Origin of the sequence: Pseudomonas sp. NPDC088322 (assembly GCF_044740745.1) — a bacterium.
GTDB lineage: Bacteria > Pseudomonadota > Gammaproteobacteria > Pseudomonadales > Pseudomonadaceae > Aquipseudomonas > Aquipseudomonas shirazensis.
Window position 1 is genome coordinate 24,445 of sequence record NZ_JBIURK010000007.1, and the last position, 26,457, is coordinate 50,901.

At 63.6% G+C, this 26,457-nt stretch carries 30 protein-coding genes; 17 read left to right on the forward strand and 13 right to left on the reverse strand.

Annotated elements, in window-relative coordinates; all coding sequences use genetic code 11:
• Both lysA and ACIOAU_RS18530 read right to left on the reverse strand, forming a co-directional pair.
• Window positions 1-1,248 carry a diaminopimelate decarboxylase gene (gene lysA / locus ACIOAU_RS18525; protein ID WP_401183808.1) on the reverse strand — a complete coding sequence of 416 codons (1,248 nt, stop codon included), beginning with the start codon at window positions 1,246-1,248 and terminating at the stop codon, window positions 1-3.
• Window positions 1,249-1,257: 9 nt separating this feature from the next.
• Entirely contained in the window at window positions 1,258-1,461 is a 204-nt protein-coding gene (locus ACIOAU_RS18530) for a lipoprotein (RefSeq protein WP_103435382.1), read from the reverse strand.
• 221 nt (window positions 1,462-1,682) lie between these two features.
• On the opposite strand from ACIOAU_RS18530, the gene cyaY reads away from it, so the two are divergent.
• From cyaY to rnk, 3 genes are all read left to right on the forward strand, one after another.
• On the forward strand, window positions 1,683-2,015 hold the full coding sequence (cyaY, locus tag ACIOAU_RS18535) for an iron donor protein CyaY (protein ID WP_101322637.1): 333 nt from the start codon (window positions 1,683-1,685) through the stop codon (window positions 2,013-2,015).
• Window position 2,016: 1 nt separating this feature from the next.
• Window positions 2,017-2,229 (forward strand): DUF1289 domain-containing protein, encoded by a 213-nt coding sequence (locus ACIOAU_RS18540; protein WP_101322636.1) that lies wholly within the window; start codon window positions 2,017-2,019, stop codon window positions 2,227-2,229.
• Window positions 2,230-2,364: 135 nt separating this feature from the next.
• Complete coding sequence (gene rnk, locus ACIOAU_RS18545) at window positions 2,365-2,775, forward strand: nucleoside diphosphate kinase regulator (protein ID WP_101322635.1); 411 nt, start codon at window positions 2,365-2,367, stop codon at window positions 2,773-2,775.
• Window positions 2,776-2,790: 15 nt separating this feature from the next.
• Here the strand turns inward: rnk and ACIOAU_RS18550 are convergent, their stop codons facing one another.
• From ACIOAU_RS18550 to ACIOAU_RS18560, 3 genes are all read right to left on the reverse strand, one after another.
• Complete coding sequence (locus tag ACIOAU_RS18550) at window positions 2,791-5,646, reverse strand: class I adenylate cyclase (protein ID WP_401183813.1); 2,856 nt, start codon at window positions 5,644-5,646, stop codon at window positions 2,791-2,793.
• 151 nt (window positions 5,647-5,797) lie between these two features.
• Window positions 5,798-6,043, reverse strand: a complete 246-nt coding sequence (locus ACIOAU_RS18555) for a TIGR02647 family protein (protein WP_101322633.1) — start codon at window positions 6,041-6,043, stop codon at window positions 5,798-5,800.
• 73 nt (window positions 6,044-6,116) lie between these two features.
• Window positions 6,117-6,416 (reverse strand): hypothetical protein, encoded by a 300-nt coding sequence (locus ACIOAU_RS18560; protein WP_101322632.1) that lies wholly within the window; start codon window positions 6,414-6,416, stop codon window positions 6,117-6,119.
• Window positions 6,417-6,561: 145 nt separating this feature from the next.
• On the opposite strand from ACIOAU_RS18560, the gene ACIOAU_RS18565 reads away from it, so the two are divergent.
• The gene (locus tag ACIOAU_RS18565; RefSeq protein ID WP_150571419.1) at window positions 6,562-7,221 is read left to right on the forward strand and encodes a glutathione S-transferase; all 660 of its coding nucleotides are present in this window, start codon (window positions 6,562-6,564) and stop codon (window positions 7,219-7,221) included.
• Between the two features lie 39 nt (window positions 7,222-7,260).
• Here ACIOAU_RS18565 and argH read toward each other — a convergent pair whose 3' ends face one another.
• Window positions 7,261-8,655: an argininosuccinate lyase gene (gene argH / locus ACIOAU_RS18570; RefSeq protein ID WP_101322630.1), complete on the reverse strand. Its 1,395-nt coding sequence runs from the start codon at window positions 8,653-8,655 to the stop codon at window positions 7,261-7,263.
• A gap of 313 nt (window positions 8,656-8,968) precedes the next feature.
• Here argH and ACIOAU_RS18575 point away from each other — a divergent pair, with 313 nt between their 5' ends.
• The 7 genes from ACIOAU_RS18575 to rsd all read left to right on the forward strand — a co-directional run bounded on the left by ACIOAU_RS18575 (window position 8,969) and on the right by rsd (window position 15,360).
• Window positions 8,969-9,718, forward strand: coding sequence for a LytTR family DNA-binding domain-containing protein (locus ACIOAU_RS18575; protein ID WP_101322629.1), 750 nt, complete (start codon window positions 8,969-8,971; stop codon window positions 9,716-9,718).
• A gap of 127 nt (window positions 9,719-9,845) precedes the next feature.
• Entirely contained in the window at window positions 9,846-10,787 is a 942-nt protein-coding gene (hemC, locus tag ACIOAU_RS18580; RefSeq protein WP_101322628.1) for a hydroxymethylbilane synthase, read from the forward strand.
• Window positions 10,784-11,551, forward strand: a complete 768-nt coding sequence (locus tag ACIOAU_RS18585; RefSeq protein WP_224785571.1) for a uroporphyrinogen-III synthase — start codon at window positions 10,784-10,786, stop codon at window positions 11,549-11,551. Before hemC ends, ACIOAU_RS18585 begins: the two co-directional genes overlap by 4 nt.
• Window positions 11,552-11,596: 45 nt before the next feature.
• Entirely contained in the window at window positions 11,597-12,697 is a 1,101-nt protein-coding gene (locus tag ACIOAU_RS18590; protein WP_181088970.1) for a uroporphyrinogen-III C-methyltransferase, read from the forward strand.
• Entirely contained in the window at window positions 12,694-13,932 is a 1,239-nt protein-coding gene (locus ACIOAU_RS18595) for a heme biosynthesis protein HemY (RefSeq protein WP_150571418.1), read from the forward strand. Before ACIOAU_RS18590 ends, ACIOAU_RS18595 begins: the two co-directional genes overlap by 4 nt.
• 222 nt (window positions 13,933-14,154) lie before the next feature.
• Window positions 14,155-14,661: a disulfide bond formation protein B gene (locus ACIOAU_RS18600; RefSeq protein WP_401183821.1), complete on the forward strand. Its 507-nt coding sequence runs from the start codon at window positions 14,155-14,157 to the stop codon at window positions 14,659-14,661.
• A 228-nt stretch (window positions 14,662-14,889) separates the two neighbouring features.
• Window positions 14,890-15,360 carry a sigma D regulator gene (rsd, locus tag ACIOAU_RS18605; protein ID WP_101322625.1) on the forward strand — a complete coding sequence of 157 codons (471 nt, stop codon included), beginning with the start codon at window positions 14,890-14,892 and terminating at the stop codon, window positions 15,358-15,360.
• A gap of 9 nt (window positions 15,361-15,369) precedes the next feature.
• Here rsd and ACIOAU_RS18610 read toward each other — a convergent pair whose 3' ends face one another.
• Window positions 15,370-16,008 carry an FKBP-type peptidyl-prolyl cis-trans isomerase gene (locus ACIOAU_RS18610; protein ID WP_150573208.1) on the reverse strand — a complete coding sequence of 213 codons (639 nt, stop codon included), beginning with the start codon at window positions 16,006-16,008 and terminating at the stop codon, window positions 15,370-15,372.
• A gap of 188 nt (window positions 16,009-16,196) precedes the next feature.
• On the opposite strand from ACIOAU_RS18610, the gene ACIOAU_RS18615 reads away from it, so the two are divergent.
• Window positions 16,197-17,198: an AlgP family protein gene (locus ACIOAU_RS18615; RefSeq protein ID WP_312391252.1), complete on the forward strand. Its 1,002-nt coding sequence runs from the start codon at window positions 16,197-16,199 to the stop codon at window positions 17,196-17,198.
• On the opposite strand, the gene ACIOAU_RS18620 is transcribed toward ACIOAU_RS18615, so the two are convergent.
• On the reverse strand, window positions 17,174-17,656 hold the full coding sequence (locus ACIOAU_RS18620; protein WP_181108538.1) for a TIGR02444 family protein: 483 nt from the start codon (window positions 17,654-17,656) through the stop codon (window positions 17,174-17,176). The two genes, ACIOAU_RS18615 and ACIOAU_RS18620, sit on opposite strands and share 25 nt — an antisense overlap.
• Before the next feature lie 50 nt (window positions 17,657-17,706).
• On the opposite strand from ACIOAU_RS18620, the gene ACIOAU_RS18625 reads away from it, so the two are divergent.
• The 5 genes from ACIOAU_RS18625 to ACIOAU_RS18645 all read left to right on the forward strand — a co-directional run bounded on the left by ACIOAU_RS18625 (window position 17,707) and on the right by ACIOAU_RS18645 (window position 22,037).
• On the forward strand, window positions 17,707-19,617 hold the full coding sequence (locus ACIOAU_RS18625; protein WP_401183826.1) for an ATP-binding cassette domain-containing protein: 1,911 nt from the start codon (window positions 17,707-17,709) through the stop codon (window positions 19,615-19,617).
• The gene (locus tag ACIOAU_RS18630) at window positions 19,617-20,204 is read left to right on the forward strand and encodes a mechanosensitive ion channel domain-containing protein (RefSeq protein WP_401183829.1); all 588 of its coding nucleotides are present in this window, start codon (window positions 19,617-19,619) and stop codon (window positions 20,202-20,204) included. The genes ACIOAU_RS18625 and ACIOAU_RS18630 overlap by 1 nt, the downstream gene beginning before the upstream one ends.
• Window positions 20,205-20,303: 99 nt before the next feature.
• Window positions 20,304-20,936, forward strand: coding sequence for a LysE family transporter (locus ACIOAU_RS18635; RefSeq protein WP_101322619.1), 633 nt, complete (start codon window positions 20,304-20,306; stop codon window positions 20,934-20,936).
• A 149-nt stretch (window positions 20,937-21,085) separates the two neighbouring features.
• Window positions 21,086-21,328, forward strand: coding sequence for a DUF2789 domain-containing protein (locus tag ACIOAU_RS18640; protein WP_188036873.1), 243 nt, complete (start codon window positions 21,086-21,088; stop codon window positions 21,326-21,328).
• 70 nt (window positions 21,329-21,398) lie between these two features.
• Window positions 21,399-22,037 carry an NADH:ubiquinone oxidoreductase subunit N gene (locus tag ACIOAU_RS18645; RefSeq protein ID WP_188036872.1) on the forward strand — a complete coding sequence of 213 codons (639 nt, stop codon included), beginning with the start codon at window positions 21,399-21,401 and terminating at the stop codon, window positions 22,035-22,037.
• Between the two features lie 8 nt (window positions 22,038-22,045).
• On the opposite strand, the gene ACIOAU_RS18650 is transcribed toward ACIOAU_RS18645, so the two are convergent.
• The 5 genes from ACIOAU_RS18650 to ACIOAU_RS18670 form a co-directional block, all read right to left on the reverse strand.
• A complete protein-coding gene (locus tag ACIOAU_RS18650) occupies window positions 22,046-22,483 on the reverse strand; it encodes a CBS domain-containing protein (protein WP_101322616.1) in 438 nt (145 codons plus the stop codon).
• A 146-nt stretch (window positions 22,484-22,629) separates the two neighbouring features.
• On the reverse strand, window positions 22,630-23,913 hold the full coding sequence (locus ACIOAU_RS18655; RefSeq protein WP_401183834.1) for a hypothetical protein: 1,284 nt from the start codon (window positions 23,911-23,913) through the stop codon (window positions 22,630-22,632).
• Window positions 23,914-23,921: 8 nt separating this feature from the next.
• The gene (locus ACIOAU_RS18660; RefSeq protein WP_220632783.1) at window positions 23,922-25,151 is read right to left on the reverse strand and encodes a hypothetical protein; all 1,230 of its coding nucleotides are present in this window, start codon (window positions 25,149-25,151) and stop codon (window positions 23,922-23,924) included.
• Window positions 25,152-25,196: 45 nt separating this feature from the next.
• A complete protein-coding gene (locus ACIOAU_RS18665) occupies window positions 25,197-25,700 on the reverse strand; it encodes a hypothetical protein (RefSeq protein WP_401183837.1) in 504 nt (167 codons plus the stop codon).
• Between the two features lie 10 nt (window positions 25,701-25,710).
• The gene (locus tag ACIOAU_RS18670) at window positions 25,711-26,451 is read right to left on the reverse strand and encodes a hypothetical protein (RefSeq protein WP_375139952.1); all 741 of its coding nucleotides are present in this window, start codon (window positions 26,449-26,451) and stop codon (window positions 25,711-25,713) included.
• Window positions 26,452-26,457 lie beyond the last annotated feature (6 nt).

Here is a 26,457-nt window from a genome sequence, read left to right on the forward strand (position 1 = left end):
TCACTCCGGCAGCAGGCTTTCGCCGGCGAACAGCTCGGCGACGGTCTCGCGACGGCGCACTTCGAAGGCCTGGTCAGCGTCAACCAGCACCTCGGCGCAACGACCGCGGGTGTTGTAGTTCGAGCTCATGACAAAACCATAGGCGCCCGCCGACTCGACGGCCAGCAGATCGCCCTCGGCCAGGCTCAGCGTGCGGTCCTTGGCGAGGAAGTCGCCGGTCTCGCAGATCGGCCCGACGATATCGTAGGCACGACCATCACCGGCACGCGGCTGCACGGCACTGACACCCATCCAGGCCTGGTACAGGGCCGGGCGGATCAGGTCGTTCATGGCTGCATCGACCACAGCGAAGTCTTTGTGCTCGGTGTGCTTGAGGTACTCGACGCGGGTCAGCAGGACGCCGGCGTTGGCCACGATGTAGCGGCCGGGCTCGAACACCAGGGCCAGGTCGCGATCGCCAACGCGCTCGCGGATGGCCTTGACGTATTCACCGGCCGATGGCGGCTGTTCGTCGCAGTAACGCACACCGATACCGCCGCCCAGGTCCAGGTGGCGCAACAGGATGCCACACTCGCCGAGGCGGTCGACCAGTACCAGCAGGCGGTCAAGGGCATCGAGGAACGGCTCCAGCGTGGTCAGCTGCGAGCCGATATGGCAGTCGACGCCGACCACTTCCAGGTTCGGCAACTGTGCGGCGCGCACATAGACTTCTTCGGCATCGGCAATGGCGATACCGAACTTGTTTTCCTTGAGGCCGGTGGAGATGTACGGGTGGGTGCCAGCATCGACATCCGGGTTGACCCGCAGCGACACCGGCGCCACTTTGCCCATCTCGGCAGCCACGACCTGCAGGCGCTCGAGCTCATCGGTGGACTCGACGTTGAAGCAGTGCACGCCCACTTCCAGCGCACGGCGCATGTCTTCGCGGGTTTTGCCGACGCCGGAGAAGACCACGCGGTCGGCGCGCCCGCCAGCGGCCAGCACGCGCTCCAGCTCGCCGCCGGAGACGATGTCGAAACCTGCGCCCAGACGGGCCAGCACATTCAGCACACCAATGTTGGAGTTGGCCTTGACCGCAAAGCACACCAGGTGCTCGACGCCTTGCAGGGCATCGGCATAGCTGCGGTACTGCGCCTCGATGTGGGCACGCGAGTAGACGTAGGTCGGGGTGCCGAACTGTTCAGCAATGGCCGACAGGGCCACGCCTTCCGCGAACAGTTGGCCGTCGCGGTAGTTGAAAGCGTCCATTGGATTTCCTTACTGCGCTGGCTGCTGCTCTGGGTCTTGCTCTTGCTGCGGCGCTGGCTGCGGCGAGGGCTGAGCGTGCTGGTGCTGGTGCGACTTGTTGGCCTTGCCGTCCTTGCCGTCTTCAGGCAGGAACAGGGGGCCTTTCTGACCGCAGGCCGAAACGAGGCAGGCAACCGCGACCAGCGCCGCGAGGGAGGAAATCAGGCGCTTCATTGGTGAAATCCTTGAAATAAGCAGTATTGCGCCCGAGTATACCCAGCGCCTGCCTGATTGCCTATGCAAGGGCCGGTCCGCCTGGCGGTAAGCAACGCTGGCGGGGCCGCTGCTGCGTTATCCTTGCAACATTGGCAGATGGTCTGAGGCTTTGCATTCTTGCGCCAGCGTCCGTATCTTCCCCGGCTTGCCTGTATGCAGCCAATTTCGAGGTTCTTGCAATGAGTTTGAGCGAAGCGCGTTTTCACGACCTGGTCGATGCCACCCAACAGGCGCTGGAAGACCTGTTCGATGAAGCCGATCTTGATCTGGACATGGAAAACTCCGCCGGCGTACTCACCATCAAGTTCGAAAACGGCAGCCAGCTGATCTTCAGCCGGCAGGAGCCGCTGCGCCAGTTGTGGCTGGCAGACAAGTCTGGCGGTTTCCACTTCGACTATGACGAAGAAAGCGGTAAATGGACCTGCGAAAAGACTGAGGAGCTGCTCGGCGAGATGCTTGAGCGCATCGTCTGGGGGCACGTTGGCGAGAAGCTGGACTTCGACGAGATCTGACATGAGCGAGCAGCCGCGGCCGCCCAAGCCGCTTTACAGTAACGTCAGCCCAGCGGTGAAATCGCCCTGCATCAATGTTTGCCGACTGGATGCCGAACGGGTCTGCACCGGTTGCCAGCGCCATGTCGAGCACATCCGCGAGTGGCGCTCTGCCGACGACGAACGCCGCCGGCAGATCTGCCGGGAAGCCGAGGCCCTGCGCGCCCGGGCTTGAGTATTCGCCCGGCTGTGATACTGTCGGACTCTGCGTCGGCGCTGCCGAATGCCTGCACAAACCCCGCCCTTGGGCGGGGTTTTGCTTTATTCGTGCGCCGCAAATTGTCTGTTGAACATGGAGTCTGACTGGAACATGAGCCGCAAACCTTCCCTCATCCTCACCCGCCTGGACGTGCAACGTCTCGAGCGCCTGATCGATAGCCTCGATGAGAACGCGCCGGGTGTCGCCGCCTTGCAGGACGAGCTCGACCGCGCCGAGAAGGTAGTCGGTCACGAGGAGGTCCCGGCCGGTGTGGTGACCATGAATTCGCGGGTGCACTGCCGCGAAGAGGCCAGCGGCAAGGACTACCACCTGACTCTGGTCTATCCGAAAGACGTCAGCGGTGAAGGCAAGGTATCGATCCTGGCGCCGATTGGCTGCGCTTTGCTCGGCCTGTCGGTAGGTGACCAGATCGACTGGCCGGCGCCGGGTGGCAAGACCCTCAAGCTGACCTTGCTGGCGGTCGAGTATCAGCCAGAAGCTGCAGGCGACTTCGACCTCTGAGAGGTCACGCGGGCCTCACTGCAGTGAGGCCTGCAACTGCTCGACGCCGTCATTCAGCGCCTGCTCCAGCTCGCGCTTGTACCTCAGATGCAGGCATGTCGAGCCCTGCTCATCGGTGAGCAGATCGGACAAATCCAGATCGGTGATATAGCAGCGATAACGCCCGGCACTGCGCCGCTGGCCGAGGATCTGCCGCGCCACCACGGCGTACAGCTGATCGCCGTATTCAAGCTGCGAATATTCCTGCTGATCGCAGTACAGGGTGATGTGCACCTCATCGCCGATCCCGCTCTGTACGATCGCCTGCACCTCGTAATAGGGCTGGCTGCCGTTGTCGCTCGGTGCCTGGCGTGGCTCCAGGCTGCGCACCTTGCCCAGGCCAGCAGGCAGCAGTTGGTAGTAGAGAATATCCAATGAGCCCTGTTGCAGACTGGTCAGCGGCAGCCGGGCATCGCGGCGCATGCCCAGCGATTGCAGAAAACGCTGCAACGGCAGCAACAGGTGCGCCTCATCTTCCAGCGGCAGGCGCTGCTGCCACAGGGCATTGAATTCATCCAGCACGTACAGGTCGGCCCAGCCGTCGAGCAGGCGGTAGAACACCTGGATGCACTGCGGCTGGCCTTGGGGCAGAACCCATACCAGATCTTCATCGTCCAGCGCGTTGTCGTCCAGGTGCAGCGGGCTGTACTCGCTGCGCTCCTCGCCCAGATAAGCCAGCAGTTGCTCGTGGTTGGTCAAGGTGACCAGGTTGACTTCACCAGGCTGTAGCTCAAGCACATGGGTGTCCTGTGCGATCTGCACCAGGTATCGGTAGTTCAGCCGCTGCTGGAGCAACGCACGAGCCGTGGCGAACACATCCTCGACCCGCTGCGCAATGGCCTGGGCGCGGTTGTGACAGAAGCTGCGCACCTGCAGCCGTGGCGGTTGCTGGCGCTGGCCCGGGGTGTTGAGAAAGTCACGCAGGCAACGCATCAGCGCATGTTCGCCGTCATAGCGCTGGACCAGCACCTCGTTCCAGCTGTTCAAGGTGATCTGATCGAGGGTCAGCACCAGGTTCTCGCGTACGCCGGCGTAACTCAGCGAGTCGGTGCGGGCGGTGGTCATGAGGATGTTCAGTTCACGCTGATGGCGCAGTGGGTCGACGCCGACATTGACCAGCAACAGGACCTCGTCCGCCACACTTGGCTGCAGCAGGCGCAACTCGCTGACGGGCTCCAAGGGCAGGGCAATACTCTGTTGCAGGCTGCCGAGCAGGTTGAACAGCTCGAGCTCGCTCAGGTCGCTGGCGCCCGGATGCAGGGCCAGCCGTGTGCTGCTGTCGATCACGCCGTTGCGGTGCGCCCAGGTCAGCAGCTCGAGCAGTTCGCGGCAGCGCTTGAGCGGGCTGGAGTGGTCCAGCTCATCCACGCTCAGGTTGCCCTGGTACAGGCTCCAGTGGAACGCGCCAGGCTCCTTGCGATTGCTCGCATGGACCAACGTCAGTGTATCTTCGGCAAGGTCCGGGGCAATCCCCGGGTTGATCACTTCGATCTTGCCGGCACGGCGCTCGAAGGCGGCGTAAAGGCGTCGGCCGAGCACGTTCAGGTCGCGTTGGTCGGCGCGGCTGCTGGCCTGCTGTTCACGGGCGAACTGTTTGAGGAAGCGATAGCTGTGATTGAGCTCGGCCACCAGCGCCCGGCGCTCGAGCGCAACCTGGCGCACCTTCCACTGGCTGCGGCTGTCGAGCAGCGCCAGCTGGCGCTCGTCCCAGCCCCATTCGCGAACCAGGCGAGCCAATAGCTGGCGTTGCCAGCCGCCGTTGCGCGAGCGGCCGCTGAGCTTTTTATTGACCTTCAGATACAAGCTGCGCCGTACCAGCTCCAGCCGCGCGACATCGCCGCGGCGTAGCAAATACTGCTCGATGCGCCGATAGACCATCACGTACGGGTCCAGCGCATCGAGGTCGAGCTGGTTGGCAAATACCGCCTGCTTGAACTCCAGACTCAGGCAGCGCACCTGTGGATGCTCGCTGGCGTAGGCTTCGGTCAACAGCAGCTTGAGCAGCGATTTGTAAGGTGAGTCGATGCCTTTGAACAACTGCCACAGGCCGGCGCCGACAAACTCGCCGACCGGGATATGCGCCAGGTGGCCGAGGTCGAGGTCATGATCGGTGCGGATAAAGCGCTTGCTCAGCAGGGTTTGCGTGTAGGCCTGATAGTTGTGCTCTTCATACACCGGCACCAGCCACCACAGTGGCGTGCGCCCGGCCAGCCAGATCGCGGTGCGGTAGAACTCGTCGAGCAGCAGGTAGTGCTGGGTGGTACCGCAGTCGTCTGAGCTGAGCTGGCCATCGCGCTCACCGACGGTAAAGGCCTGCGGTTCGATCAGAAAGAAATGCGCCTCGGCGCCGAGGCTCGCCGCCCACGCTTCGAGCAACTGGCATTTGCGCCTGAGCTCGGCCAGCGCCCACTCGGCCAGGCCGGCGGCGTGGCAGACCCACACATCCATGTCGCTCTGTTCGGCCTGGGCCAGGGTGCCCAGGCTGCCCATCAGGTACAGGCCCTGAATCGGTAGCGGCGCATTGCCCAGCCGCGGTTTGTAGCTGAACGAGCGCGCCAGGCGCTGGCCCTCGGCAATCAGCTCGGCATCCGGCTCATACCTGCACACCCCGGCTGGAGTGGTGCCGGAGACATACCCGGGTAGCAGTGGGTGATTGACATGAAACAACAGTGGCAACAGCGTCAGCACCTGCTGCTGGCGCGTTGACAAGCCCTCCCGTGCACGCCCGAGGCGGCCCTGATTGATCTGCATGAAGCGCGCGCGCAGCGTGGCCAGGACTTTGCGGTCGATACCGTCGTCCAGGTCTGGGCGGATTTCATGAGGGTGGTTCATTGCGCACTCAGGGGCAGGCCAGGGCAGTGCCGAGTTTAGCCTGAGCAAGGGGCAATAGCGGGTAATTTATGGTTTTTTGACGCCAAATTAATAGCAAGGCGGTTGGCCTGTTCGCGACCAGCAACCTGGCCCGCGAACAGGCGCGAAGGCTTCAGGCGGTTTCTGGGGCTTTGAGAATGTTCAGCACAATCTGCACGCTCTGCGCCGCGTCACGGCCCAGGCTGGTCAGATAACCACCATCGGGCTGGTCGGTCAGTTGCTTGTCAAAGAGGCGCTTGGCAGCAGCGACTTTATCTGGCGAAGCGGATTGGTGGACCTGGATGCCTTCCTGGCTGCTATCGAGATTGAACAGCGCAAGGACTTCCAGCTCGGCGATCAGTTCGGGGGTAAGCGACATGGCAACTCCTGACTTCCAGACAAGGATTTAGGCACCACTGCGGGTGCTTGATCATGGAGTGTAGACAGACTTTTCAAGCGTTGCCTTGATCCGCCTCAGGTGGCAGCTCCGGCAGGGCGCGCAGTGCCGTTTCATACCACTCGGTATCGAACGGGCGGTCGGCATCGAGCATGGCGTCAATCTCGAAGGCCAGTACATGAGCCATCAGGTTGAGAATATCTTCGCGCTCATAGCCAACCAGCTTCAGCTTGTTGAAAGTCGCCAGGGCCGCCGGCGGCTCGCCGCTTTCGATCTGGTTTTCGATGGCCTGGGTCAGGGTAGCTTCGGCGAAGGCTTCTTCATCTTCGTTGTCGATGTCTTGGGGTTCGCTCATGGCAGTGCTCCTGTAGTGAGGGGGCTAGTTTGCCATGCCCGCGCCGGCAATGCCTGGCCATCTATGCCATGCATGACGCTGGTCATGGCGTAAGGGAGTGGTTATAACAGCCGGGCCATCCCCTCACGGCCTGGAGGCTGTCGCAATGCTCAAGCTCTACGGATTCCCTGTCAGCAACTACTACAACATGGTCAAGCTGGCGTTGCTGGAAAAAGCCCTGCCGTTCGAAGAGGTGCCGTTCGTTTCCGGCCAGACCCCACAAGTGCTGGCCATCAGCCCGCGCGGCAAGGTGCCGGTGCTGGAGACCGAGCATGGCTTTATCAGCGAAACCAGCGTGATGCTCGACTACATCGAGCAGACTCAGCCGGGCAAAGCCCTGCTGCCGGCTGATGCCTTCGGCCAGGCCAAGGTGCGCGAGCTGGTCAAGGAAATCGAGCTGTACATCGAGTTGCCGGCGCGTACCTGCTACGCCGAAGCGTTCTTCGGCCAGGCCGTCGAGCCGCTGATCAAGGAGCGCGCCCGCACCGAGCTGCTGGCAGGCTTTGCCACGCTCAAGCGCAATGGCAAGTTCGCGCCGTACGTTGCCGGTGAGCAGATGACCCTGGCTGACTTGATGTTCGTATTTTCGGTCGACCTTGCCTGCGCGGTCGGCAAGAAGGTATTGAACCTGGACTTTCTCGAGGACTTCCCGCAGGCGAGGGCGCTGCTGGAGTTGCTTGGCGAGAACCCGCACATGGCGAAAATTCGTGCAGACAAGGAAGCGGCGATGCCGGCATTCCTGGAGATGATCAGCAAACGCAAATGAGGGTGAAAAGGCGGGCTGCCGGGCAGCCCGCCAAGACGCTTAGCGCGAAGCCAACAACGCCTGGCCACGGACCACGGCCGCACGCACCTGGGCAGGTGCAGTCCCACCAATGTGATTACGTGCATTAACCGAGCCTTCCAGGGTCAGCACGGCAAACACATCCTGTTCGATCTGATCGCTGAAGCGGCGCAGCTCTTCAAGGCTCATTTCGGCCAGGTCTTTGCCGCTGTCGACGCCGTACTTCACGGCATGGCCGACGATCTCGTGGCAATCACGGAACGGCAGGCCACGGCGTACCAGGTAATCGGCCAGGTCGGTCGCGGTGGAGAAACCGCGCAGGGCCGCTTCGCGCATGATCGCGTGACGCGGTTTTATTGCCGGGATCATGTCGGCAAACGCCCGCAGCGAATCGCGCAGGGTGTCGGCGGCGTCGAACAACGGTTCCTTGTCTTCCTGGTTGTCCTTGTTGTAGGCCAGTGGCTGGCCTTTCATCAAGGTCAGCAGGCCCATCAGGGCGCCGAACACACGGCCGCTCTTGCCACGCACCAGCTCAGGTACGTCGGGGTTTTTCTTTTGCGGCATGATCGAGCTGCCGGTGCAGAAGCGATCCGGCAGATCAATGAACTGGAACTGGGCGCTGGTCCACAGCACCAGCTCTTCGGAGAAGCGCGACAGGTGCATCATCGCCACGCTGGCCGCGGCGCAGAATTCGATGGCGAAGTCGCGATCGGAAACGCCGTCCAGCGAGTTGCCGGCAACCGCTTCGAAGCCCAGCAGCTTGCAGGTCAGCTCGCGGTCGATCGGGTAGGTGGTGCCAGCCAGCGCGGCGCTGCCCAGGGGCATGCGGTTGGTGCGCTTGCGGCAGTCGACCAGGCGCTCGTAGTCACGGCTGAGCATTTCGAACCAGGCCAGCAGGTGGTGGCCGAAGGTCACTGGCTGCGCGGTCTGCAGGTGGGTGAAGCCGGGCATGATGGTCTCGGCTTCACGCTCTGCCTGCTCCAGCAGGCCCTTCTGCAGGCGTGTGATTTCGCCTAGGATCAGGTCGATTTCGTCACGCAGCCACAGGCGGATGTCGGTGGCGACCTGGTCGTTGCGGCTGCGTCCGGTGTGCAGTTTTTTGCCGGTGACACCGATGCGATCAGTCAGGCGCGCTTCGATGTTCATGTGCACGTCTTCAAGGTCGACGCGCCAGTCGAAGTTGCCGGCCTCGATCTCGGTCTGAATGGTCTTCAGGCCGTCGATGATGGTGTCGCGCTCGGCGTCGCTGAGTACGCCGACCTGCGCCAGCATGGTCGCGTGGGCAATCGAACCCATGATGTCGTGGCGGTACAGGCGCTTGTCGAAGTCGACCGAAGCGGTGAAGCGGGCGACGAAGGCGTCGACGGGTTCACTGAAGCGGCCGCCCCAGGACTGATTGGTCTTGTCAGTGCTCATGGATTCACTCGTTGAAGGCGTGAACGATAAAAAGTGGCGCCGATAATAACAGGGTTGCACTGCCCGCCGCAGGGCATCGGTCGCTAGAAACAGCATGAAATCAACCGGCGAAGTTACTGCAAAGGATATTTACCGATTGAACGGCAGCGTTCCACGAAGCGTCTACAGTTTGACAATAGGCTGGCGCTGAATCTGTCAGACCAGTGAATCTTTGGCCATTGCATGGGTCTAGAGCGTGACTGCGGCGTCGGACTACCGAGCCCGGTTTACGCTTATTACTTGTGCGAGACTCATTCAGGAATCCAGCGCAACTATGAATGTCCTGATCGTTGATGACGAACCCAAAGCCCGCGAAGACCTCAGCCGCTTGCTCGGCGGGCAGGAGGGCTACACGGTACTGGAGCCCAGCGCCACCAATGGCGAGGAAGCTCTTGCCTTGATCGACAGCCTCAAGCCTGACGTGGTCCTGCTTGATATCGGCATGCCCGGCCTGGACGGCCTGCAGGTGGCTGCTCGCCTGTGCGAGCGCGAAGCGCCGCCAGCGGTGGTGTTCTGCACCGGTGATGACGAATACGGCAGCGAAGCGTTCAAGGACAGCACCCTCAGCCATGTCAGCAAGCCGGTGCAGCCGCAGGCCCTGCGCGATGCCCTGCGCAAGGCAGAAAAACCCAACCGCGCGCTGCTGGCGGCGCTGACCCGGCCAGCCACTGAAGACGGCGGCAACCCGCGCAACCACATCAGTGCGCGCACCCGCAAAGGCATCGAGCTGATCCCGCTGTCACAGGTGATCTACTTCATTGCCGACCACAAATACGTGACCTTGCGCCATGAGGCCGGTGAAGTGCTGCTGGATGAGCCGCTCAAAGCGCTGGAAGACGAGTTCGGCGAACGTTTCGTGCGCATCCACCGCAACGCGCTGGTTGCCCGGGAACGTATCGAGAAGCTGCAGCGTACGCCGCTGGGGCATTTCCAGCTCTACCTCAAGGGCATGGGCGAGGATGCATTGATCGTCAGCCGCCGCCATGTAGCAGGCGTGCGCAAGATGATGCAGGGCTTGCACTGATCGCTCGCCCTCGGCGCCGCTGCGCTCGCGCGCACTGGCGCGGCACCACCGATTGCTGACCTGAGTCTGCAGGCAGGCCCCGAGTAGCTGTTATCATCGGCAGCATTTCTCTGCATCGGGGCGTTTCATGTCCACTCGCGAAATCCGCATTGCCACCCGTAAAAGTGCCCTTGCCCTGTGGCAGGCCGAGTACGTCAAAGCACGTCTGGAGCAGGCTCATCCAGGCCTGATCGTCAGCCTGGTGCCGATGGTCAGCCGTGGCGACAAGCTGCTCGACGCGCCGCTGGCGAAGATCGGCGGCAAGGGCCTGTTCGTCAAAGAGCTGGAAACCGCCCTGCTCGAGAACGAAGCCGACATCGCCGTGCATTCGATGAAAGACGTGCCCATGGACTTTCCTGAAGGCCTGGGCCTGTACTGCATCTGTGAGCGTGAAGACCCGCGCGATGCCTTCGTTTCCAATACCTACGCAAGCCTTGACGCATTGCCTGCAGGCAGCATCGTCGGCACCTCCAGCCTGCGCCGCCAGGCGCAGTTGCTGGCGCGCCGACCGGATCTGCAAATTCGCTTCCTGCGCGGTAACGTCAATACCCGTCTGGCCAAGCTTGATGCCGGTGAATATGACGCGATCATTCTGGCCGCCGCGGGCCTGATCCGCCTCGGCTTCGAAGACCGCATCAGCGCCAGCATCAGTGTCGACGACAGCCTGCCGGCCGGTGGCCAGGGCGCAGTCGGCATCGAGTGCCGCAGCGCCGACAGCGAAATCCACGCCCTGCTGGCGCCGCTGCACCATGTCGACACCGCCGACCGGGTGGTGGCCGAACGTGCCTTGAACAAGCACCTCAACGGCGGTTGCCAGGTGCCGATCGCCTGCTACGCCGTGCTTGAAGGCGAGCAGTTGTGGCTGCGCGGGCTGGTTGGCCAACCCAGCGGCGGGCTGCTGCTGGCAGCCGAAGCACGGGCGCCGCGGCTGCATGCCGAAGCGCTTGGCGTTCAGGTTGCCAAAGACCTGCTTGAGCAGGGCGCCGAGGCGATCCTCAAGGAAGTCTATGGCGAGGCCGGCCATCCGTGAGCGGCTGGCGCCTGCTGCTGACCCGGCCTGAAGAGGACTGTGCGGCACTGGCGCAGACCTTGGCGGCCGCCGGCATCGCCAGCAGCAGCCTGCCCTTGCTGGCGATCGAACCGGTCACTGTGGATGACGCGCAACGCCAGCTGCTGAGCCAGCTGGCGAATTACCAGGCATTCATCGTGGTGAGCAAGCCCGCTGCGCGCTTGCTGCTGGCCAACTTGGCCAAAGCCGGCCTGGTGCCGCCGTCCAACGCCTGGTTCAGCGTCGGTGAGGCGACCGCGCAGGTATTGCAGAACGCCGGGCTTTTGGTGACATTCCCTTCCCAGGGAGACGACAGTGAGGCCTTGCTTGGCTTGCCCGAGTTGCGCAAGGCTGTCGCCGTTCCTACGCCGCGTGTCCTGATTGTCCGCGGGGTAGGGGGTCGTGAACTGCTTGCAGAGCGTCTTGCCGAGCTAGGTGCTAGTGTCGATTATCTGCAACTGTATCGTCGCTGCCTGCCGGATTACCCGCCCGATACCCTGCGCGAGCGGGTCGATCGGGAACGCTTAAACGGCTTGGTGGTCAGCAGTGGGCAGGGTCTTGAACATTTGCGCCAGTTGGCAGACGCCGATTGGCCGCGCCTGGCGCGCTTGCCGTTGTTCGTGCCGAGCCCGCGCGTAGCCGAGCAGGCCCGCGCGCTGGGTGCACAACAGATTGTGGATTGCCGTGGCGCCAGTGCCGCGGCCTTGCTGGCAGCTGTGCAGCGCAGCGCTGCACCTGCCTCTTAAGGCGCTAAGCTCAGAGCGACGCGCCCCCATGCAAAGGATGGATACGTGAGCGAAACTGTCTTGTCGCAGAATGAACAGCCCTCGGTGCTCGACGCGCCGCAAACCCCTGTCACCCCGCCGGCCAAGCGCTCAGGCAATGGCATTGCCGTCGTTGCCCTGCTGCTCGGCGCAGCCGGTGTTGCGGTAGGCGGCTGGGGTGTCTGGCAAGTGCGCCAACTGCAGGGCAATGAGCTGGGTCAAAGCCAGCGCATGGAAACCTTCAGCGAGCAGACCGCAGCGTTGCAACAGCGCGATCAGCAGATCAGCGCACAACTTGCCAGCTTGCCGCCGGCCAGCGAGCTGGAAGACCGCCGGCGCCTGGTGGCACAGTTGCAGGGCGACCAGCAGCGCTTGAGCCAGCGGCTCGATACGGTAATGGGCGAAAGCCGCAAGGAATGGCGCCTGGCCGAAGCCGAGCACCTGCTGCGCCTGGCGACCTTGCGCTTGTCTGCACTGCAGGATGTGACCAGCGCCAAAGCGCTGGTAGAAGGTGCCGACGAGATTCTCCGCGAACAGAGCGACCCAGGTTCATTCGCCGCCCGCGAGCAGCTGGCCCGCAGCCTGGCCACACTCAACAGCACCCAGCAGCCAGACCGCACTGGCCTGTTCCTCAAGCTGGCGGCGCAGCGTGAGCAGGTGCAGCAGCTCAGCGCCCAGTCGCCTGAGTTCGACAGCAGCGCAGACGCCATGGGCGCGCTGACTGCGGATGGCGATGCCAGCAGTCGCTGGTCGCGCTGGTGGGCCGAGATATCCAAGTACTTCCAGATCGAATTCGATGCCGACAACAATGTTCGCCCACTGCTGGCTGGGCAGTCGCTGAATCAACTGCGCCTGGCCCTGAGCCTGACCATCGAGCAGGCCCAATGGGCGGCCCTGAATGGCGAAGCCAAGGTTTATACCCAGGCGCTGGATGATGCTCGCAGCGTACTGCTGGCCAACTTCAACGCCGACAACCCGCAAAGCAAGGCCATGCTCGACAGCCTCAACGCCCTGGCCGAGCAGCCAGTGTCGGTGGTCACCCCTGACCTCAGCGAAAGCCTGGCGGCGGTACAGGCCTACATTCAGCGCCGCCACCTGCCGGCCAACGCCGAAGGGGGCAAGCCATGAAGCGAGTCTATCTGCTCGCGGTGCTGGCAATCGTGGTTGCCGCAGCGCTGGGCATCGCCGTGGCCAAGCACAGCGGCTACGTGATGGTGTCCTACGGCAGCTTCCGCTATCAGTCCGGTCTGTGGGCCGCCTTGGGTGGCTTGATCGGCCTGATCGTAGTGCTGTGGCTGTTGCGCTACGTGCTTGGCCTGATCCTGAGTTCGACCGGGGTGGTCAACCCATGGTCGCGGCGCAATCGCCGCCGGCGCACGCGCATCGCCATCGAACAGGGCCAACTGGACCTGGCCGAAGGTCGTTGGGCCAGCGCGCAGCGTCACCTGCACCGCGCCGCTGAAGCCGAGCGCCAGCCGCTGTTGTATTACCTCGGCGCCGCCCGCGCGGCGAACGAGCTGGGCCGCACTGAAGAAAGCGACAACCTGCTGGAGCGCGCGCTCGAGCGTCAGCCCCAGGCCGAACTGGCGGTGGCATTGACCCACGCCCAACTGCAGATGGATCGCGGCGACAGCGACGGTGCCCTCGAAACCCTGCTGGCGATGCAACAGCGCCACCCGCATAACGGCCAGGTGCTGCGCCTGCTGCAGCAGTTGCACCTGCAGCGTGGCGACTGGCCGGCGCTGATTCGGCTGCTGCCTGACCTGCGCAAGGGCAAGGTATTGCCAGCCACTGAGCTGGCTGCGCTGGAGCAGCGTGCCTGGGGCCAGAACCTGAGCATCGCCGCGACACGTGGTGATGATGCGGTAGCCGCCCGGCAGGCGCTGGAACGCGCCTGGCAGCAGCTGACCGCCGCGCAGCGCCAGGAGCCGCAGTTGGTGCTCGCCTACGCTGAACAGCTGCGTCAGGTCGGCGCCCAGGGCGAAGCCGAGCAGGTCTTGCGTGCGGCACTCAAACGCCAGTACGAAAGCCATCTGGCCCGGCTGTACGGGCTGATCCGTGGTGATGACCCAGCGCGCCAGCTGCAAACCGCCGAAGGCTGGCTCAAAGAGCACGCTCAGGATCCGAGCCTGCTGTTGACCCTAGGCCGCTTGAGCCTGCAGAACCGCCTGTGGGGCAAGGCGCGCGATTATCTTGAAAGCAGCCTGCGTTTTGAGCGCAACCCGGAAACCTGCGCCGAGCTGGCGCGGTTGCTGGCGAGCCTGGGTGAAACCGAACGCAGCAACCAATTGTTCCAGGAAGGCCTTGGCCTGCTCGACGAGCGCCTGCTGGCGCTGCCGTTGCCAGACGGCGCCCGAGCTTGACCGACCCTTGGGTCTGCGCAAGCCGCGCAGGCCCAAGGGCTGGTATCTAATCCGAAGCGGTGAAGTCAATTTGGGATGACCCCCTTCGGAAATTTCCCACAGCAATCGGTAAACTTTCCTCAGCAATCAGAGACTTGTCCCGACTGTATTGCCTTGAAACAAAGTACCCATTTCCTCTACCGTCTCAAGCCACGTCATTGACTCCTCCGGGACCCCATCGCCATGCCGCTGGCCCGTTTTCGTACTCTATTTTTCCCAGGCTTGCTGGCCTCGCTGGCGATCCTGTTTGCCGCTTTCGCCCTCGAAAGAAACCTGGGGTTGCTGCCTTGCTCGCTGTGTTCCGGCCAGCGCCTGCTGCTGGGCCTGTATGCGCTGGTCTGCCTGGTTGCGCTGGTGCATGCCCCGCAGCGTCTCGGTTGGCTGGTCTACACGACGCTGGCATTGGCCTGCTCGGCCAGCGGCGCGCTGTTGGCGGCGCGGCAGGTCTGGCTGCAGGGCTCGGAGTTTGCTCATGGCGCCGGCCTGCAGCCGCTGCCGACGGTGTTTGAGCAGCCGTGGCGGCAAGCGTTGGAAACCCTGCTCAAGGGTGGCCCTGACTGCGGCGCGTTGTCCTGGAGCTTTCTCGACCTGACCTTGCCCGAGTGGAGCCTGCTGGCCTTCCTGCTGCTGGCAGCGCTGCCGCTGTCGCGGCTGGTGGCTGATCGTTTGCGCCGCCTCGCCCAACATTGATCCAGCGCAAGCTTGGCGCATGGTTCGACCGGCGGCGCGCTATCAAGGGATGAAACGCTTGTATGAACTTTGTCCGATGCGTACCTTGATGGGTAGCACGTGCGGGAATAATCTCCCAGCACGGACACTGAAAACACAACTGCTCGATGCCGTACTGCTGACGTCCCTTTGTCGCGCACCTTTGCGCAACGAGGTGCAGCGGCATCTACCCAGAAGGGAAGAACTGCCATGCTCGATAGTTGCCAGAATGCCCAGGAACGCTGGGGCGGGGTCCACAAGCTGATCGATCGCTGGCTGCTGGAACGCCAGGAGCTGGTGGTGGCTTTCCGCGCACTGCGCGACGCCAAGCCAGCCTTCGCTGACAAGGCGCAGAGCCGTGATTTCTGCGGCGTGTTGGTCGACTATGTATCGGCTTGGCATTTCGAAGTGTTCGAGCAGCTGCTCAGCGAGGCCAAGGCCTTCGACGACAAGCGCGCCCTGGCGCTGGCCGAAGACATGACCCCACGCATCACCGACATCACCCAGATCGCGCTGGACTTCAACGATCACTGTGACAAGGCCGAGTGCAACGACCCTGAGCGCTTCGCCCAGACCCTGCAAGCACTGGGCGGCCATCTGCGCGAACGCTTCGAGCTGGAAGACTGCCTGATCGAAGTGCTGCACACCGCACACAAACAGGAAGCTGCACTGCAGGCCTGATCGCCTCGATCAGTCGGCCACTGCCAGCAATTCGATTTCGAATACCAGCGGGGTGTAGGGTGCGATCAGGTCGCCCGCCCCGTCGGCGCCGTAAGCCTGCGCCGAAGGGATCACCAAACGCCATTTGGCTCCCGCCTTCATTTTTGGCAGCGCCGCCTGCCAGCCTTCGATCACCGAGTCCAGACTGAACCACTGCGGTTGCTGGTTCTGGTCGAACACCGAGCCATCCGGCAGACGTCCTACGTAGCGCACTTGCACCTTGCCGCCGGGCTTGGGCTGCGCGCCAGTGCCTGCCTGTAACTCGCTGTAAAGAATTCCTTCAGGTAACTCATGGGTGCCGACTCGGCCGCGTTCATTGGCCATGAAGCGGATTTCAGCCGCTTGTGCCTGGCTGCCCTGGGCCTCGGTTTCATGCTGCTCGAGCAGGCTTTGCATCTGTGCTTGATCGAGCCGCAGCGGCTTGCCTTGGTAGGCCTGGCGCAGGCCTTCGACCAGGGCTTCCAGTTGCAGGTCAGGGACCTCCTGACGCAGCCGCTCACCGAGGCTCGCGCCCAGGCTGTAGGCCATATCCTGATCGGTATTGCTGGCCGGCGCGGCAACACTCAATGGCGCGAGCAGGCAGAGGCTGAGCAGAAGATAACGGGACACGATCGACTCCGGACGCGATGGCCAAGTAGCAACAGCCGAACAAGGGCCAACTACACTTGCTCGAGCTGCACCATAACAACTTTGCCCAGGCATGCAACGCGGCCCCAGCAATACTGTCAAGATGCCCTAGCGGCGGTAGCAGCAGAAGCATAGTATGAGCCGCAATCTCATCAGCCAGGAGGTAAACCATGTCGGCCAAGAAGAAGCCAGTAAGTACGCCGTTGCACCTGCTCCAGCAACTTTCCGGTAGCCTGCTCGAACATCTGGAAGATGCCTGCTCGCAAGCGCTGGCGGATGCAGAGAAACTGTTGGCAAAGTTGGAAAAACAACGCGGCAAGGCGCAGGAAAAACTGCACGGTTCGCGGCTGAAACTGCAAGACGCTGCCCAGGCTGGAAAAGCCAAGGCGCAGAACAAGGCGCACAAGGCTGCCAGCGAACTTGAAGAAGTGCTCGACTCGCTCAAAGAGCGTCAATCGCAGACCCGCATCTACATCCAGCAGCTCAAGCGCGATGCGCAGCAGAGCCTGAAAATCGCTCAAGGCGTAGGCAAGGTCCGTGAAGCAGCCGCCAAGGCCCTCGAGCAACGCACTGTTGCCGAACCTGCTGCCAACAAGGCGCCAGCCAAGGCAGCCGGCAAGACCACTGCCAGCAAAGCTCCAGCCAAAGTCGCTGCGGTCAAACCCGCCGCCAAGCCAGCTGCTGCCAAAGCGCCTGTTAAAGCTGTCGCCAAGCCGGCTGCCAGCAAGGCACCAGCCAAGGCCGCTGCAGCCAAGCCTGCCGTTGCCAAAGCACCGGCCAAAGCACCGGCCAAAGTAGCTGCCAAGCCCACTGCCAGCAAAGCCCCAGCGAGGACTGCCGCTGCCAAACCGGCGGCTGCCAAAGCGCCAGCCAAACCTGCCGCTGCCAAACCCGTTGCCGCCAAGGCTGCTGCCAAACCTGCTGCTGCCAAGCCTGCAGCCAGCAAGGCGCCAGCTAAAGCCGCTGCAGGCAAACCCGCCGTTGCCAAAGCACCGGCCAAGGCCGCAGCAACCAAACCGGCTGCCAAGCCAGCTGCAGCCAAGCCAGCCGCTGCAAAAACAGACGACGCCAAAGCCAGCACCGCAGCAACCAGCACCAACTCGGCAGCACCAGCGGCAACGCCTGCTGGAGCGGCCAACACCCCAGCTCAGTCGCCGTCTTCGGCGTCCTGAAGGGCTGACGCTGCGGCGCGCAATTGATCCAGCGCGCCGTGGTCGCGGCACAGGTCCGGCGCCACCCGGACCAGCCAATCGTCCGCGGTCTCGTCCGAGCCTGCGGGCCATTGCTGCGAGCACGCCTGCAAACGCTCGAGCAAGGTTCTTTCAGCCTGTAGTTCCAAGCCCTTCAACTGCTCCCGCAACAGTGCCAGCGCGGCATCGCCCTGCGCTGCCATACGCCATTGCTGACGCAGCGTGCGCAGTGGTTGGACCACCTCGATTCGCCACGGCTCAGCTAACGCCAGCAGGGCGCACACGCGCTCATCGCTGACGCGTGCCCGGCGCGCTTGCAGCCAGCTTGCGCAAAGCAGCAGGCACACGTCGGCGCCGTCCTCCTGCAGTTGCAGGCAAGCCGCTTCAACTCCGGGCCGGGCGTACAGGGCCAGGGCGTAATTCCACAGGTCGGTGTGCATGGTTCCACTCGCGCTAGCGGCCGAGGAAGCTGGTAGACTCCGCGACCATCATGATCAGACTAACCAACCTCACTTTACAGCGTGGTCCGCAGCGCCTGCTAGATAGCGCCGAGATGACGCTGCACGCCGGTCATAAAGCCGGCCTCATCGGTGCCAACGGCGCCGGCAAATCCAGCCTGTTCGCCTTGCTGCGCGGCGAGCTCACGCCCGACGGCGGCGACTGCCAGCTGCCCGGCGACTGGCGCATCGCGCACATGCGTCAGGAGGTCGATACCCTCGAGCGCGTGGCAGTCGACTATGTGCTCGATGGCGACCTGCGCCTGCGTCAGGTCCAGGCCGAGCTGGCAGTGGCCGAGCAAGCCCACGACGGCACTGCGCTGGCCCGCTTGCACAGCGAGCTGGAGGGCGCCGACGGTTATACCGCCGATGCCCGTGCACGCAAGTTGCTGGCCGGCCTTGGCTTCAGCAACGAGCAGATGGACCGCCGCGTCGGCGACTTCTCCGGTGGCTGGCGGATGCGCCTGAACCTGGCGCAGGCCCTGATGTGCCCGTCCGACCTGCTGCTGCTCGACGAGCCGACCAACCACTTGGACCTGGACGCCATCCTCTGGCTGGAAGACTGGCTCAAGGGCTACCCGGGCACGCTGCTGCTGATCTCCCACGACCGCGACTTCCTCGACTCGGTGGTCGACCACGTGCTCCACGTCGAGCAGCGCAAGCTGACCCTGTACAAGGGTGGCTACAGCGCCTTCGAACGCACCCGCGCCGAACGTCTGGCCCAGCAGCAACAGGCCTACGAGAAGCAGCAGGCGCAGCGTGCGCACATGGAAAAATACATCGCACGCTTCAAGGCGCAAGCGACCAAGGCCCGTCAGGCGCAGAGCCGGATCAAGGCCCTGGAACGCATGGAAGAGCTGTCGGCAGCGCACGTCGACTCGCCGTTCGACTTCGTCTTCCGCGAATCGCAAAAAATCTCCAGCCCCTTGCTCGACCTTTCCGAAGGCCGTCTGGGTTACGGCGACACCGCCGTGCTGGAGAATGTCAAGCTGCAGCTCACGCCGGGTGCGCGGATCGGCCTGCTCGGGCCCAACGGCGCCGGCAAGTCGACCCTGATCAAGAACCTTGCCGGCGAACTGCAGCCGCTGGGCGGGCGCCTGGTGCGCGGTGAGAACCTTTCGGTTGGCTATTTCGCCCAGCATCAGCTGGACTCGCTGGACGACAAGGCCAGCCCGCTGCTGCACCTGCAGCGGATTGCCCCGACCGAGCGCGAGCAAACCCTGCGCGACTTCCTCGGCGGCTTCGACTTCCACGGCCCGCGTGCCGAGGAGCCGGTGGTGAACTTCTCCGGTGGTGAAAAAGCCCGGCTGGCCCTGGCCCTGATCGCCTGGGAACGGCCCAACCTGCTGCTGCTCGACGAACCGACCAACCACCTCGACCTGGAAATGCGCCTGGCGCTGACCATGGCTTTGCAGGAGTTCAGCGGGGCAGTTGTGGTGGTCTCTCACGATCGTCACCTGCTCAAGAGCACCACCGACGACTTCCTGCTGGTTGCCGACGGCAAGGTCGACACCTTCGACGGTGACCTCGATGACTACAGCCGCTGGCTGATCGACTACCGCCAGCGCAACGCTCCGGTCAGCAGCACCCCGGTCAACCCGGACAAGACCGACAAAAAGGCCCAGCGTCAGGCCGCCGCTGCCCTGCGCCAGCAACTGGCGCCGCACAAGCGCGCTGCCGACAAGCTCGAAGCCGAGCTGGGCCAGGTGCACAGTCAGCTGGCCGAGATCGACACGGCCCTGGCCGACAGCGGCCTCTACGAGCAATCGCGCAAGGATGCTCTGCGTGATCTGCTCGGCCGTCAGAGCAAACTCAAGCAGCGCGAAGCCGAGCTTGAAGAAGCCTGGATGGAGGCACTTGAGCTGCTCGAAACCATGCAGGCCGAGCTTGAGGCGTTGTCCTGATGGAAGACCTGCACGGCCTGCTGCCGGGGCAATGGATGGGCTCGCTGTGGCTAGGCGCGCAGATTCTGCTGATCCTCGCCGCAGCGTTCATCCTGCAACGTTTTGTCGGCCGTTGCCTGAGCCGGCTGGGCGAACGCTATCCACTGCCACCAGAATTGCTGGTACCGGTACGTGGCGGCCTGCGCTGGCTGATCATGGGCAGTGCTCTGCTGTTTGTGCTGGAGCGTCTTGGCGTCTCGGCCACCGTGCTCTGGACCGCGCTTTCAGGCTTTGTCGCCGTAGCGGCGGTGGCGTTCTTTGCCATGTGGAGCGTGTTGTCCAACCTGCTCTGCGCCGTGCTGATCTTTACTGTCGGCCCGTTTCGTATCGGTGACGTCGTCGAGCTGGTGGAAACCCTCGACAAGCCGGGCGTGAAGGGCCGAGTGATTGCGATCAACCTGCTGTTCACCACCCTGATGGAAATGCCCGATGCCGGCGGCGCGCTGGTGCAGGTGCCGAATAGCCAGTTCTTCCAGAAGTGCGTACGGCGCTGGCGTGGCAGCGAGGTGCCGGGTGTGGCCAAGGATGTTGCTGTCCAGGCTGACTGACGTTAGCCGCACCTGCTGCAAACCCACAAAAAACGCTGGTGATTTCGCCGCCAACCTCTTAGCTTAATGTTTTGCAACATATCCGCTATGAGGTGCTACATGTCGATGGAAACGTGGTTGGCGTTCTTTGCCGCGTGCTGGGTGATCAGCCTGTCGCCGGGGGCGGGGGCGATTGCCTCGATGTCCAGCGGCCTGCAGTACGGTTTCTGGCGCGGTTACTGGAACGCCCTGGGCCTGCAACTCGGTCTGTTGCTGCAGATCGCGATCATTGCAGCCGGCGTCGGCGCCATCCTCGCCGCCTCGTCTACGGCGTTTCAGGTGATCAAGTGGTTCGGCGTGTTCTACCTCGTGTACCTCGCCTACAAGCAATGGCGCGCGCTGCCCATGGATATGAGCGCCGAGTCGCCGATACGGCCGATCGGCAAGCCGCTGAGCCTGGTGTTCCGTGGTTTGCTGGTCAATGTCAGCAACCCCAAGGCACTGGTGTTCATGCTCGCCGTGCTGCCGCAGTTCATCGACCCGCATCAGGCGCTGCTGCCGCAGTATCTGACGATTGCCGCGACCATGGTCTGCGTCGACCTGCTGGTGATGGCTGGTTACACCGGGCTGGCCTCGCGGGTGCTGCGGCTGCTGCGCACGCCTAAACAGCAGAAGCGCCTGAACCGTACCTTTGCCGGGTTGTTTGTCGGCGCTGCAGCTTTCCTCGCCACACTGCGCCGGGCGCCGCTGTGACGCTTGTCGGATAAAAAGTGCAAATTGCTTCGACCTTGAGTGGCCTGGCTGGTGTCTATCTTTGAGCAAGGTGGCTGCGGCCACCTCATCTCTCACTCAACCAGCGCCGGGCCGGCGTCGTCGACGGCCAGCTTGGCGAGGAGGCACCCATGGAAGCACCGACTCATCAGTTTGCCGAACTGTTCATGCAACTGGGGCTGGACCACGATGCGCAGAGCATCGATCAGTTCATCACCTCGCACTCGCCGCTGAAAAACGAAATCAAGCTGGTCGATGCGCCGTTCTGGAGCGACTCGCAGCGCGCATTCCTCAAAGAAGCGGTGCTTGAGGACGCCGACTGGGCAATGCCCTTTGATCAACTCAACGAAGCCCTGCGTCGCCCCCGCAAATAAAGCGCCGAGCGGCACCTGATGGGTGAAGTGGCGTTGCTATGCTGAGGTAAAACAACAAGGGGATAGCGTGATGAAAGATCCCTATGCAGCCGGTTTCTGGTGCATCGTGGCAATCCTCGGCACCCTGACCACCGGCTACTTCTACGGTATCCGGCACACCCATCAGCTGAACCAGGCCGTGCAGTTTCTGTACGCCGCTGCTGCGGTCACCGCGGCAGCGGCGCTCTGCGGGCTGGCCTGGATCGCCTGGCAGCACTTGCAGCTGAACAGGCGCGAACTTAGCCAGGGCCATACCCTGGTCACCATCTGGAACACCAAAGTTGCCCTGCGCCGGGTCGAAACCGTGTTCGACCGCTATTTCTGGGGCAGTTACTGGCACTCCGGGCGCACCTTCGAAGAGGTCATGGGCGAGCTCAAGGGCACGCCGCTGGAGCAAAGCCTGGATGCGCTGAAGTGCCAATGCCGCGAGCTCGACCGCGAAATCCACGACCCGCACCAGCACTGGCTGGCATTTGCCCGCGACCTTTCCAGCGTGGCTACGGCCATGGCCCGTGAGCGCTACCAGCTGGATCTGGGCGACGGGCCGGTGGCCGGCAAGGGCGGGACGGCAGTGCTCAACCGTGATCTGGAAGTGCTGGTGTACACCTGGTCAGCGCGCCTGCGCAGCTTCGACCATCAGCTGGACGAGCTGGAAAGCGCCTATCACTGAAACAACCTTCACTCGCCGCGAATGTACTGTTGCAGCTGGCTGATCAGGTTGGCCTGCTCGGTAATGGTTTCCTTGACCAGGTCGCCGATCGACAGCAAGCCGAGTAGCTTGCCCTCGCTGACCACCGGCAGGTGGCGCAGATGGCGGTCGGTCATCAGTTGCATGCACTCATCGAGCTTGGTTTTGGGCTCAACCGTGATCACCGCTGCGGTCATGATCTCGGCCACTGTAGTGAACGGCGACGAGCGGCCTTTGAGCATCAGCTTGCGCGCATAGTCACGTTCGCTGACGATGCCCACCACGCGCCCGTCTTCAACCACCGGCAAGGCGCCGATGTTTTTTTCCGCGAGCAGCTTCAGCGCCGCCAGCACCGACTCGGTTGGGCCGATGGTGTAGACGGTCTGGTGTTGTGCCTTGCTCTTGAGGATTTCGTCGACGGTTTTCATGCAGGCCTCGGTGCGCGAATGGGGGGATGCTCAGGTAAATAAAGCATCCGCCAAGGCGCCTTGCACGGCAACGCGGAAAACGGCATGGAGTCGATTGAAAAACGTCATGGCTGCAAACGGGCGCACGGCGTGCGCCCGTTTGCGCTTCAGCAGCCGTTGCCCTGCGAGACTTCGCGGCTGGCTTGTTCCAACGCGGCGGCCACCGCAGCTGCATCATCAGCGGTATACACCCGGCCACCGGTATTGCTGGCGGCGCAGTTGGAGCCGGTGCTGGCACTGATGTTGACGATGTTGATCCGCAGCCGTGGCTGGTTCTGGGCGATCTGCTCGGAGACCTTGCAGATGCTGGTGCCACAGCTGTCGCGGCCGTCGACGAACATCACGATGACGCCGTCGCGCTCACGCCCATCCATGCTGGCCGCTGCCGCCTCCAGGCTGACCCCGAGCGCCGTGCCGCCGCGTGCGTTGAGCGTGGCGATACGGTCGATCAGATCTGCGCGCTGGTCACGTGCGAACACGCCATGATCGACGGGCGACTTGCAGCCATTGAAGGTCACCAGGCGCATCGCCACCTTCGGGTCGAGGTCTTCGATGACCGCGCCCAAGGCCGTCTTGGCCACGCTCAGGCGGGTCGTCGGCGGGGCCTTGCCCGACGGCAGAAACTGCTCGACCACCGGGATCTTCGCCAGCAAGCTGATGTACCACGGGTCGTCTGCGCGCTTGACGCGGATGCGTTCGTTCATCGAGCCGGAGGTGTCCAGCACCACGGCGAACTCCGAAGCCTGAAAGCCAGCGCCCGGCGTGCACATGGCGCTGTGATCGGCCTGCCAGCGCGCCCACAGCATTGGCCAGTTCAACCACAGCGCATAGAGCAACGCCAGCAGCAGGCCGAACAGCAGCCATGGCCACAGCCGCAGGCGCCGCGCAGGTACGGCCCTGGGCGGTGGCGCAGGCCTGGGCTGCGGTGCCGGCCTGGCTGCGGGCGGCGCCGGCTTGGGTGCTGGTGCAGGCGGTGGCGGCGGCGGTGGCGCGGCCACCGGCACGGTCTGCCCCCAGCGGATCACCAGCGGTTCGCCGTTGATGCTGTAGAGGTTGCCCAGATCAGGCGGCGCGATCAGGCTGCGCAAGGCGCCTGCTGCCTGGGTCTGACCACGCTGCTGCAGCTCGTTGGCCAACTGACCGACTGCGGCCTGGCGCTCTTCATAGCGTTGTAGCAGCGCTGCCTGCTGGTCGCGGCCCAGCTCGGCATACACATGCGGCTGGCCTTCCAGCGGCGACCACCACTCCAGCACACCATCACGCCCCTGGCGGGGAATGGCATATAGGTGAGCAATGGCCGGCGGGAAGTGCTGGCGGATCAACGCTACCCGCTGCTCGAGTGCAGCGGCGGCGTCCTGGCTGGCGTGGCTGTCGCGGATTACCCGTTGCATCGATCGTCCTAGTTGCAGTTGTTGCTGCTGGAAACTTCCTGGCTCGCCTGTTTCAGCGCGGCCGCCACTTGCACGGCGTTATCGCCGCTGTAGACCCGGCCGCCGGTGCTGTCGGCAATGCAGTTGGCCAGGCTGTTGTTGCTGATATTGACCAGATTGACCCGCAGCCGCGGCTGCTCCTGGGCGATGCGCTGAGCGACTGCACAGACATCCTCGCCACAGCCATCGGCGCCGTCGACGAACATCACGATCACGCCATCGCGGTCGCGGCCGTTCATGCTTTTTGCGGCAAGGTCGAGGCTGGCGCTCAAGGCGGTGCCGTCGTTCGGCACCAGGCCCTCTATGCCGCTGATCAGCGCCGGGCGCTGGGCCGGGGTGAACAGGCCATGGTCGAGCGGCGCTCGGCAGCCGTCGAAGGTGATGAAGCGCGTGTCGATGGCCGGGTGCAGATCATCGACCATCTGCTTGAGGCTCTGCTTGGCGACATCGATGCGTACCGGCGCGCGGGTAACCTCGGCGACTCGCGCCTGATCGATGGCGGGGTCGGCGATGTTCTGGAAGAACCACTGCTCGTCCTCCGCCGTCGCTGCGACGCTCAGTAGCATCGAACCGGAGGTATCCAGCACCACCGAGAACTCCGGAGGCAGCGCCTGATCGTCTTTCATGCAGGCAAATTTGGCCGGCTCGCGCTGTTCATACCAGCGTTGCAGGTACGGCCAGCCAAACCACAAGGCCAGGGCCAGCAGCAACAGGCCAAGCAGGGGCAGCAGGAACCACGGCAACCAGATCCAGCGGCGCGGGCGCGGTGCGGGCACTGGCGCTGCCGCCACCGGTGCTGGCTTGACCGGCGCCGGCTGTGCCCAGCGCACCAGCAGTGGCTCGCCATTGACGCTGTACAGGTGCTCAAGGTTGGCCGGGCCGATCAGCGCGCGCAGCACGCTCGCCTCCTGCTCCTGGCCGCGTTCCTTCAGCTCGCCGACCAACTGGCGCAGGGCGTCCTGGCGCTGGTCATAGACGCGCAGCAAGGTCGTCTGCTGTTCGCCTGTGAGGTCGTGATAGCGCTGCGGCTGGCCTTCCAGCGGCGACCACCATTCACGCACACCGTCCTGGCCGGTGCGCGGGGTGGCGTAGAGATGAGCGATGCTGGCCGGGAAGTGCCTGACGATGATCGCCATGGCCTGTTCCAACACCCGCGGATCGTCCTGCGCGGGTCGGGTATCGCGGGTGACCCGCTGCATGTGGATATCCTGAAAAAGGATCGGCAGCCGTAGCTGCCGAAGGGCTTACTCGTAACCCAGGCTCAGCTGCAAACGGCTGACCTGTAGCTGCAGGGCCTTGAGCTCCTGCTTGCGCGCTTCGACCTGCGCGCTGCTGGCGTTCTGCATTGGCGCTGCCTGGCGGTTCTTCAGCTGTTGCTCGAGGCTGGCAATCTGCTGCTGCACCTCCTGCTTGTTGCCATGGCGGCTCTTGAGCGTGGCCAGCAGCCCGTTCAGGGATTTCTCCAGGTTGGCCTGCTGGCGTTGCTGGCCGGCCAGGTCCTGGCGGGTCGAGCTCTGCAGGGCGCTGAGCTCGCTGAACACCTGATTGAACTGGCGGTTCTGCTCCTGCGCGGTGACCAACTGCTGCTCGCTGTTGCGCACGCCTTCGGCATAGCCGCCGCCGTAGTCGCAATTGAGCTTGCTGACCAGGCTGGCGCTATTGTCGGTAGCGTTGCACTGCGAGGCAGTGGTGGCGCAACCGCCGAGGCTGGCGAGCAGGGCAAGGCCCAGGCAATGACGAAGTGACATGGGCTGTTCCTTAACCGAGGGTGATCGCGGAGCGCTGGTTGTAGAGGCCGTCGACTTCCTGCTGCAGGGCGACGACTTTGTTGTTCATCTTGGCGATCTCGGCCTCGACCTTTTGCACTTCGGCCGGGCTGGCACCACCGTCACGCTCGAGTTTGGCGACCTTCTCGAACTCGGTGACGCGGCTTTTCATGTTGCCCAGGTCTTTGCGCATCAGGCCGATGTTGGTATCGACATTGGCGATCTCCTGCTGCGCCTTGGCCTTGTCGACAGTCTTGGCCTTGATGCTCTTCTGGATGTCGGCAATCTGCTGTTTGTCGTCGGCAATCACCCGCTGCAGGGTGTTGCTGCGCTCGACCACCTTGGCGTTTTCTTTCTGCACTTCGCCGGTCATCGCGTTCAGCCGCTGGGTAGTGTCGGCGTACTGGGTGCGGCGCTGGTCGAGGTAGTAGTTGGCGCCCATGGCCACACCGCAAGCGGCAACCCCGGCGATCACCGCGCAGGCAGCCTTGTTGCCCGAGTTGGACAGTACGCAGGCGAGCACGCCGGCACCGGCGGCCACGGCGCAGGCCTGGTATCCCGAAGTGCTGAAGAACTTGGCGTCGGCGCCCGAGGTCAGGCGCGGGTCGGCCTTGCCGCCGCCGCTGTCACCAAGCATCGAGCTGCCGGTGCTGGCGCAGCCGGTCAGGACCAGGCAGGCGGCCATCATCAGGCTCATCCAGGAGCTGCTACGAGCGGTTTTGCTGTGCATCACGATTAC

Coding starts and splice junctions, on each gene's coding strand:
- rsd (WP_101322625.1), top strand. CDS start 14,890: ATGCTCGATAGTTGCCAGAATGCCCAGGAACGCTGGGGCGGGGTCCAC.
- ACIOAU_RS18555 (WP_101322633.1), bottom strand. CDS start 6,043: ATGTCGCTTACCCCCGAACTGATCGCCGAGCTGGAAGTCCTTGCGCTG.
- ACIOAU_RS18625 (WP_401183826.1), top strand. CDS start 17,707: ATGATCAGACTAACCAACCTCACTTTACAGCGTGGTCCGCAGCGCCTG.
- ACIOAU_RS18620 (WP_181108538.1), bottom strand. CDS start 17,656: ATGCACACCGACCTGTGGAATTACGCCCTGGCCCTGTACGCCCGGCCC.
- ACIOAU_RS18645 (WP_188036872.1), top strand. CDS start 21,399: ATGAAAGATCCCTATGCAGCCGGTTTCTGGTGCATCGTGGCAATCCTC.
- ACIOAU_RS18530 (WP_103435382.1), bottom strand. CDS start 1,461: ATGAAGCGCCTGATTTCCTCCCTCGCGGCGCTGGTCGCGGTTGCCTGC.
- rnk (WP_101322635.1), top strand. CDS start 2,365: ATGAGCCGCAAACCTTCCCTCATCCTCACCCGCCTGGACGTGCAACGT.
- ACIOAU_RS18640 (WP_188036873.1), top strand. CDS start 21,086: ATGGAAGCACCGACTCATCAGTTTGCCGAACTGTTCATGCAACTGGGG.
- ACIOAU_RS18655 (WP_401183834.1), bottom strand. CDS start 23,913: ATGCAACGGGTAATCCGCGACAGCCACGCCAGCCAGGACGCCGCCGCT.
- ACIOAU_RS18565 (WP_150571419.1), top strand. CDS start 6,562: ATGCTCAAGCTCTACGGATTCCCTGTCAGCAACTACTACAACATGGTC.
- ACIOAU_RS18660 (WP_220632783.1), bottom strand. CDS start 25,151: ATGCAGCGGGTCACCCGCGATACCCGACCCGCGCAGGACGATCCGCGG.
- ACIOAU_RS18595 (WP_150571418.1), top strand. CDS start 12,694: ATGAAGCGAGTCTATCTGCTCGCGGTGCTGGCAATCGTGGTTGCCGCA.
- hemC (WP_101322628.1), top strand. CDS start 9,846: ATGTCCACTCGCGAAATCCGCATTGCCACCCGTAAAAGTGCCCTTGCC.
- ACIOAU_RS18665 (WP_401183837.1), bottom strand. CDS start 25,700: ATGTCACTTCGTCATTGCCTGGGCCTTGCCCTGCTCGCCAGCCTCGGC.
- ACIOAU_RS18635 (WP_101322619.1), top strand. CDS start 20,304: ATGTCGATGGAAACGTGGTTGGCGTTCTTTGCCGCGTGCTGGGTGATC.
- ACIOAU_RS18650 (WP_101322616.1), bottom strand. CDS start 22,483: ATGAAAACCGTCGACGAAATCCTCAAGAGCAAGGCACAACACCAGACC.
- lysA (WP_401183808.1), bottom strand. CDS start 1,248: ATGGACGCTTTCAACTACCGCGACGGCCAACTGTTCGCGGAAGGCGTG.
- ACIOAU_RS18575 (WP_101322629.1), top strand. CDS start 8,969: ATGAATGTCCTGATCGTTGATGACGAACCCAAAGCCCGCGAAGACCTC.
- ACIOAU_RS18560 (WP_101322632.1), bottom strand. CDS start 6,416: ATGAGCGAACCCCAAGACATCGACAACGAAGATGAAGAAGCCTTCGCC.
- ACIOAU_RS18630 (WP_401183829.1), top strand. CDS start 19,617: ATGGAAGACCTGCACGGCCTGCTGCCGGGGCAATGGATGGGCTCGCTG.
- argH (WP_101322630.1), bottom strand. CDS start 8,655: ATGAGCACTGACAAGACCAATCAGTCCTGGGGCGGCCGCTTCAGTGAA.
- ACIOAU_RS18600 (WP_401183821.1), top strand. CDS start 14,155: ATGCCGCTGGCCCGTTTTCGTACTCTATTTTTCCCAGGCTTGCTGGCC.
- ACIOAU_RS18550 (WP_401183813.1), bottom strand. CDS start 5,646: ATGAACCACCCTCATGAAATCCGCCCAGACCTGGACGACGGTATCGAC.
- ACIOAU_RS18615 (WP_312391252.1), top strand. CDS start 16,197: ATGTCGGCCAAGAAGAAGCCAGTAAGTACGCCGTTGCACCTGCTCCAG.
- cyaY (WP_101322637.1), top strand. CDS start 1,683: ATGAGTTTGAGCGAAGCGCGTTTTCACGACCTGGTCGATGCCACCCAA.
- ACIOAU_RS18540 (WP_101322636.1), top strand. CDS start 2,017: ATGAGCGAGCAGCCGCGGCCGCCCAAGCCGCTTTACAGTAACGTCAGC.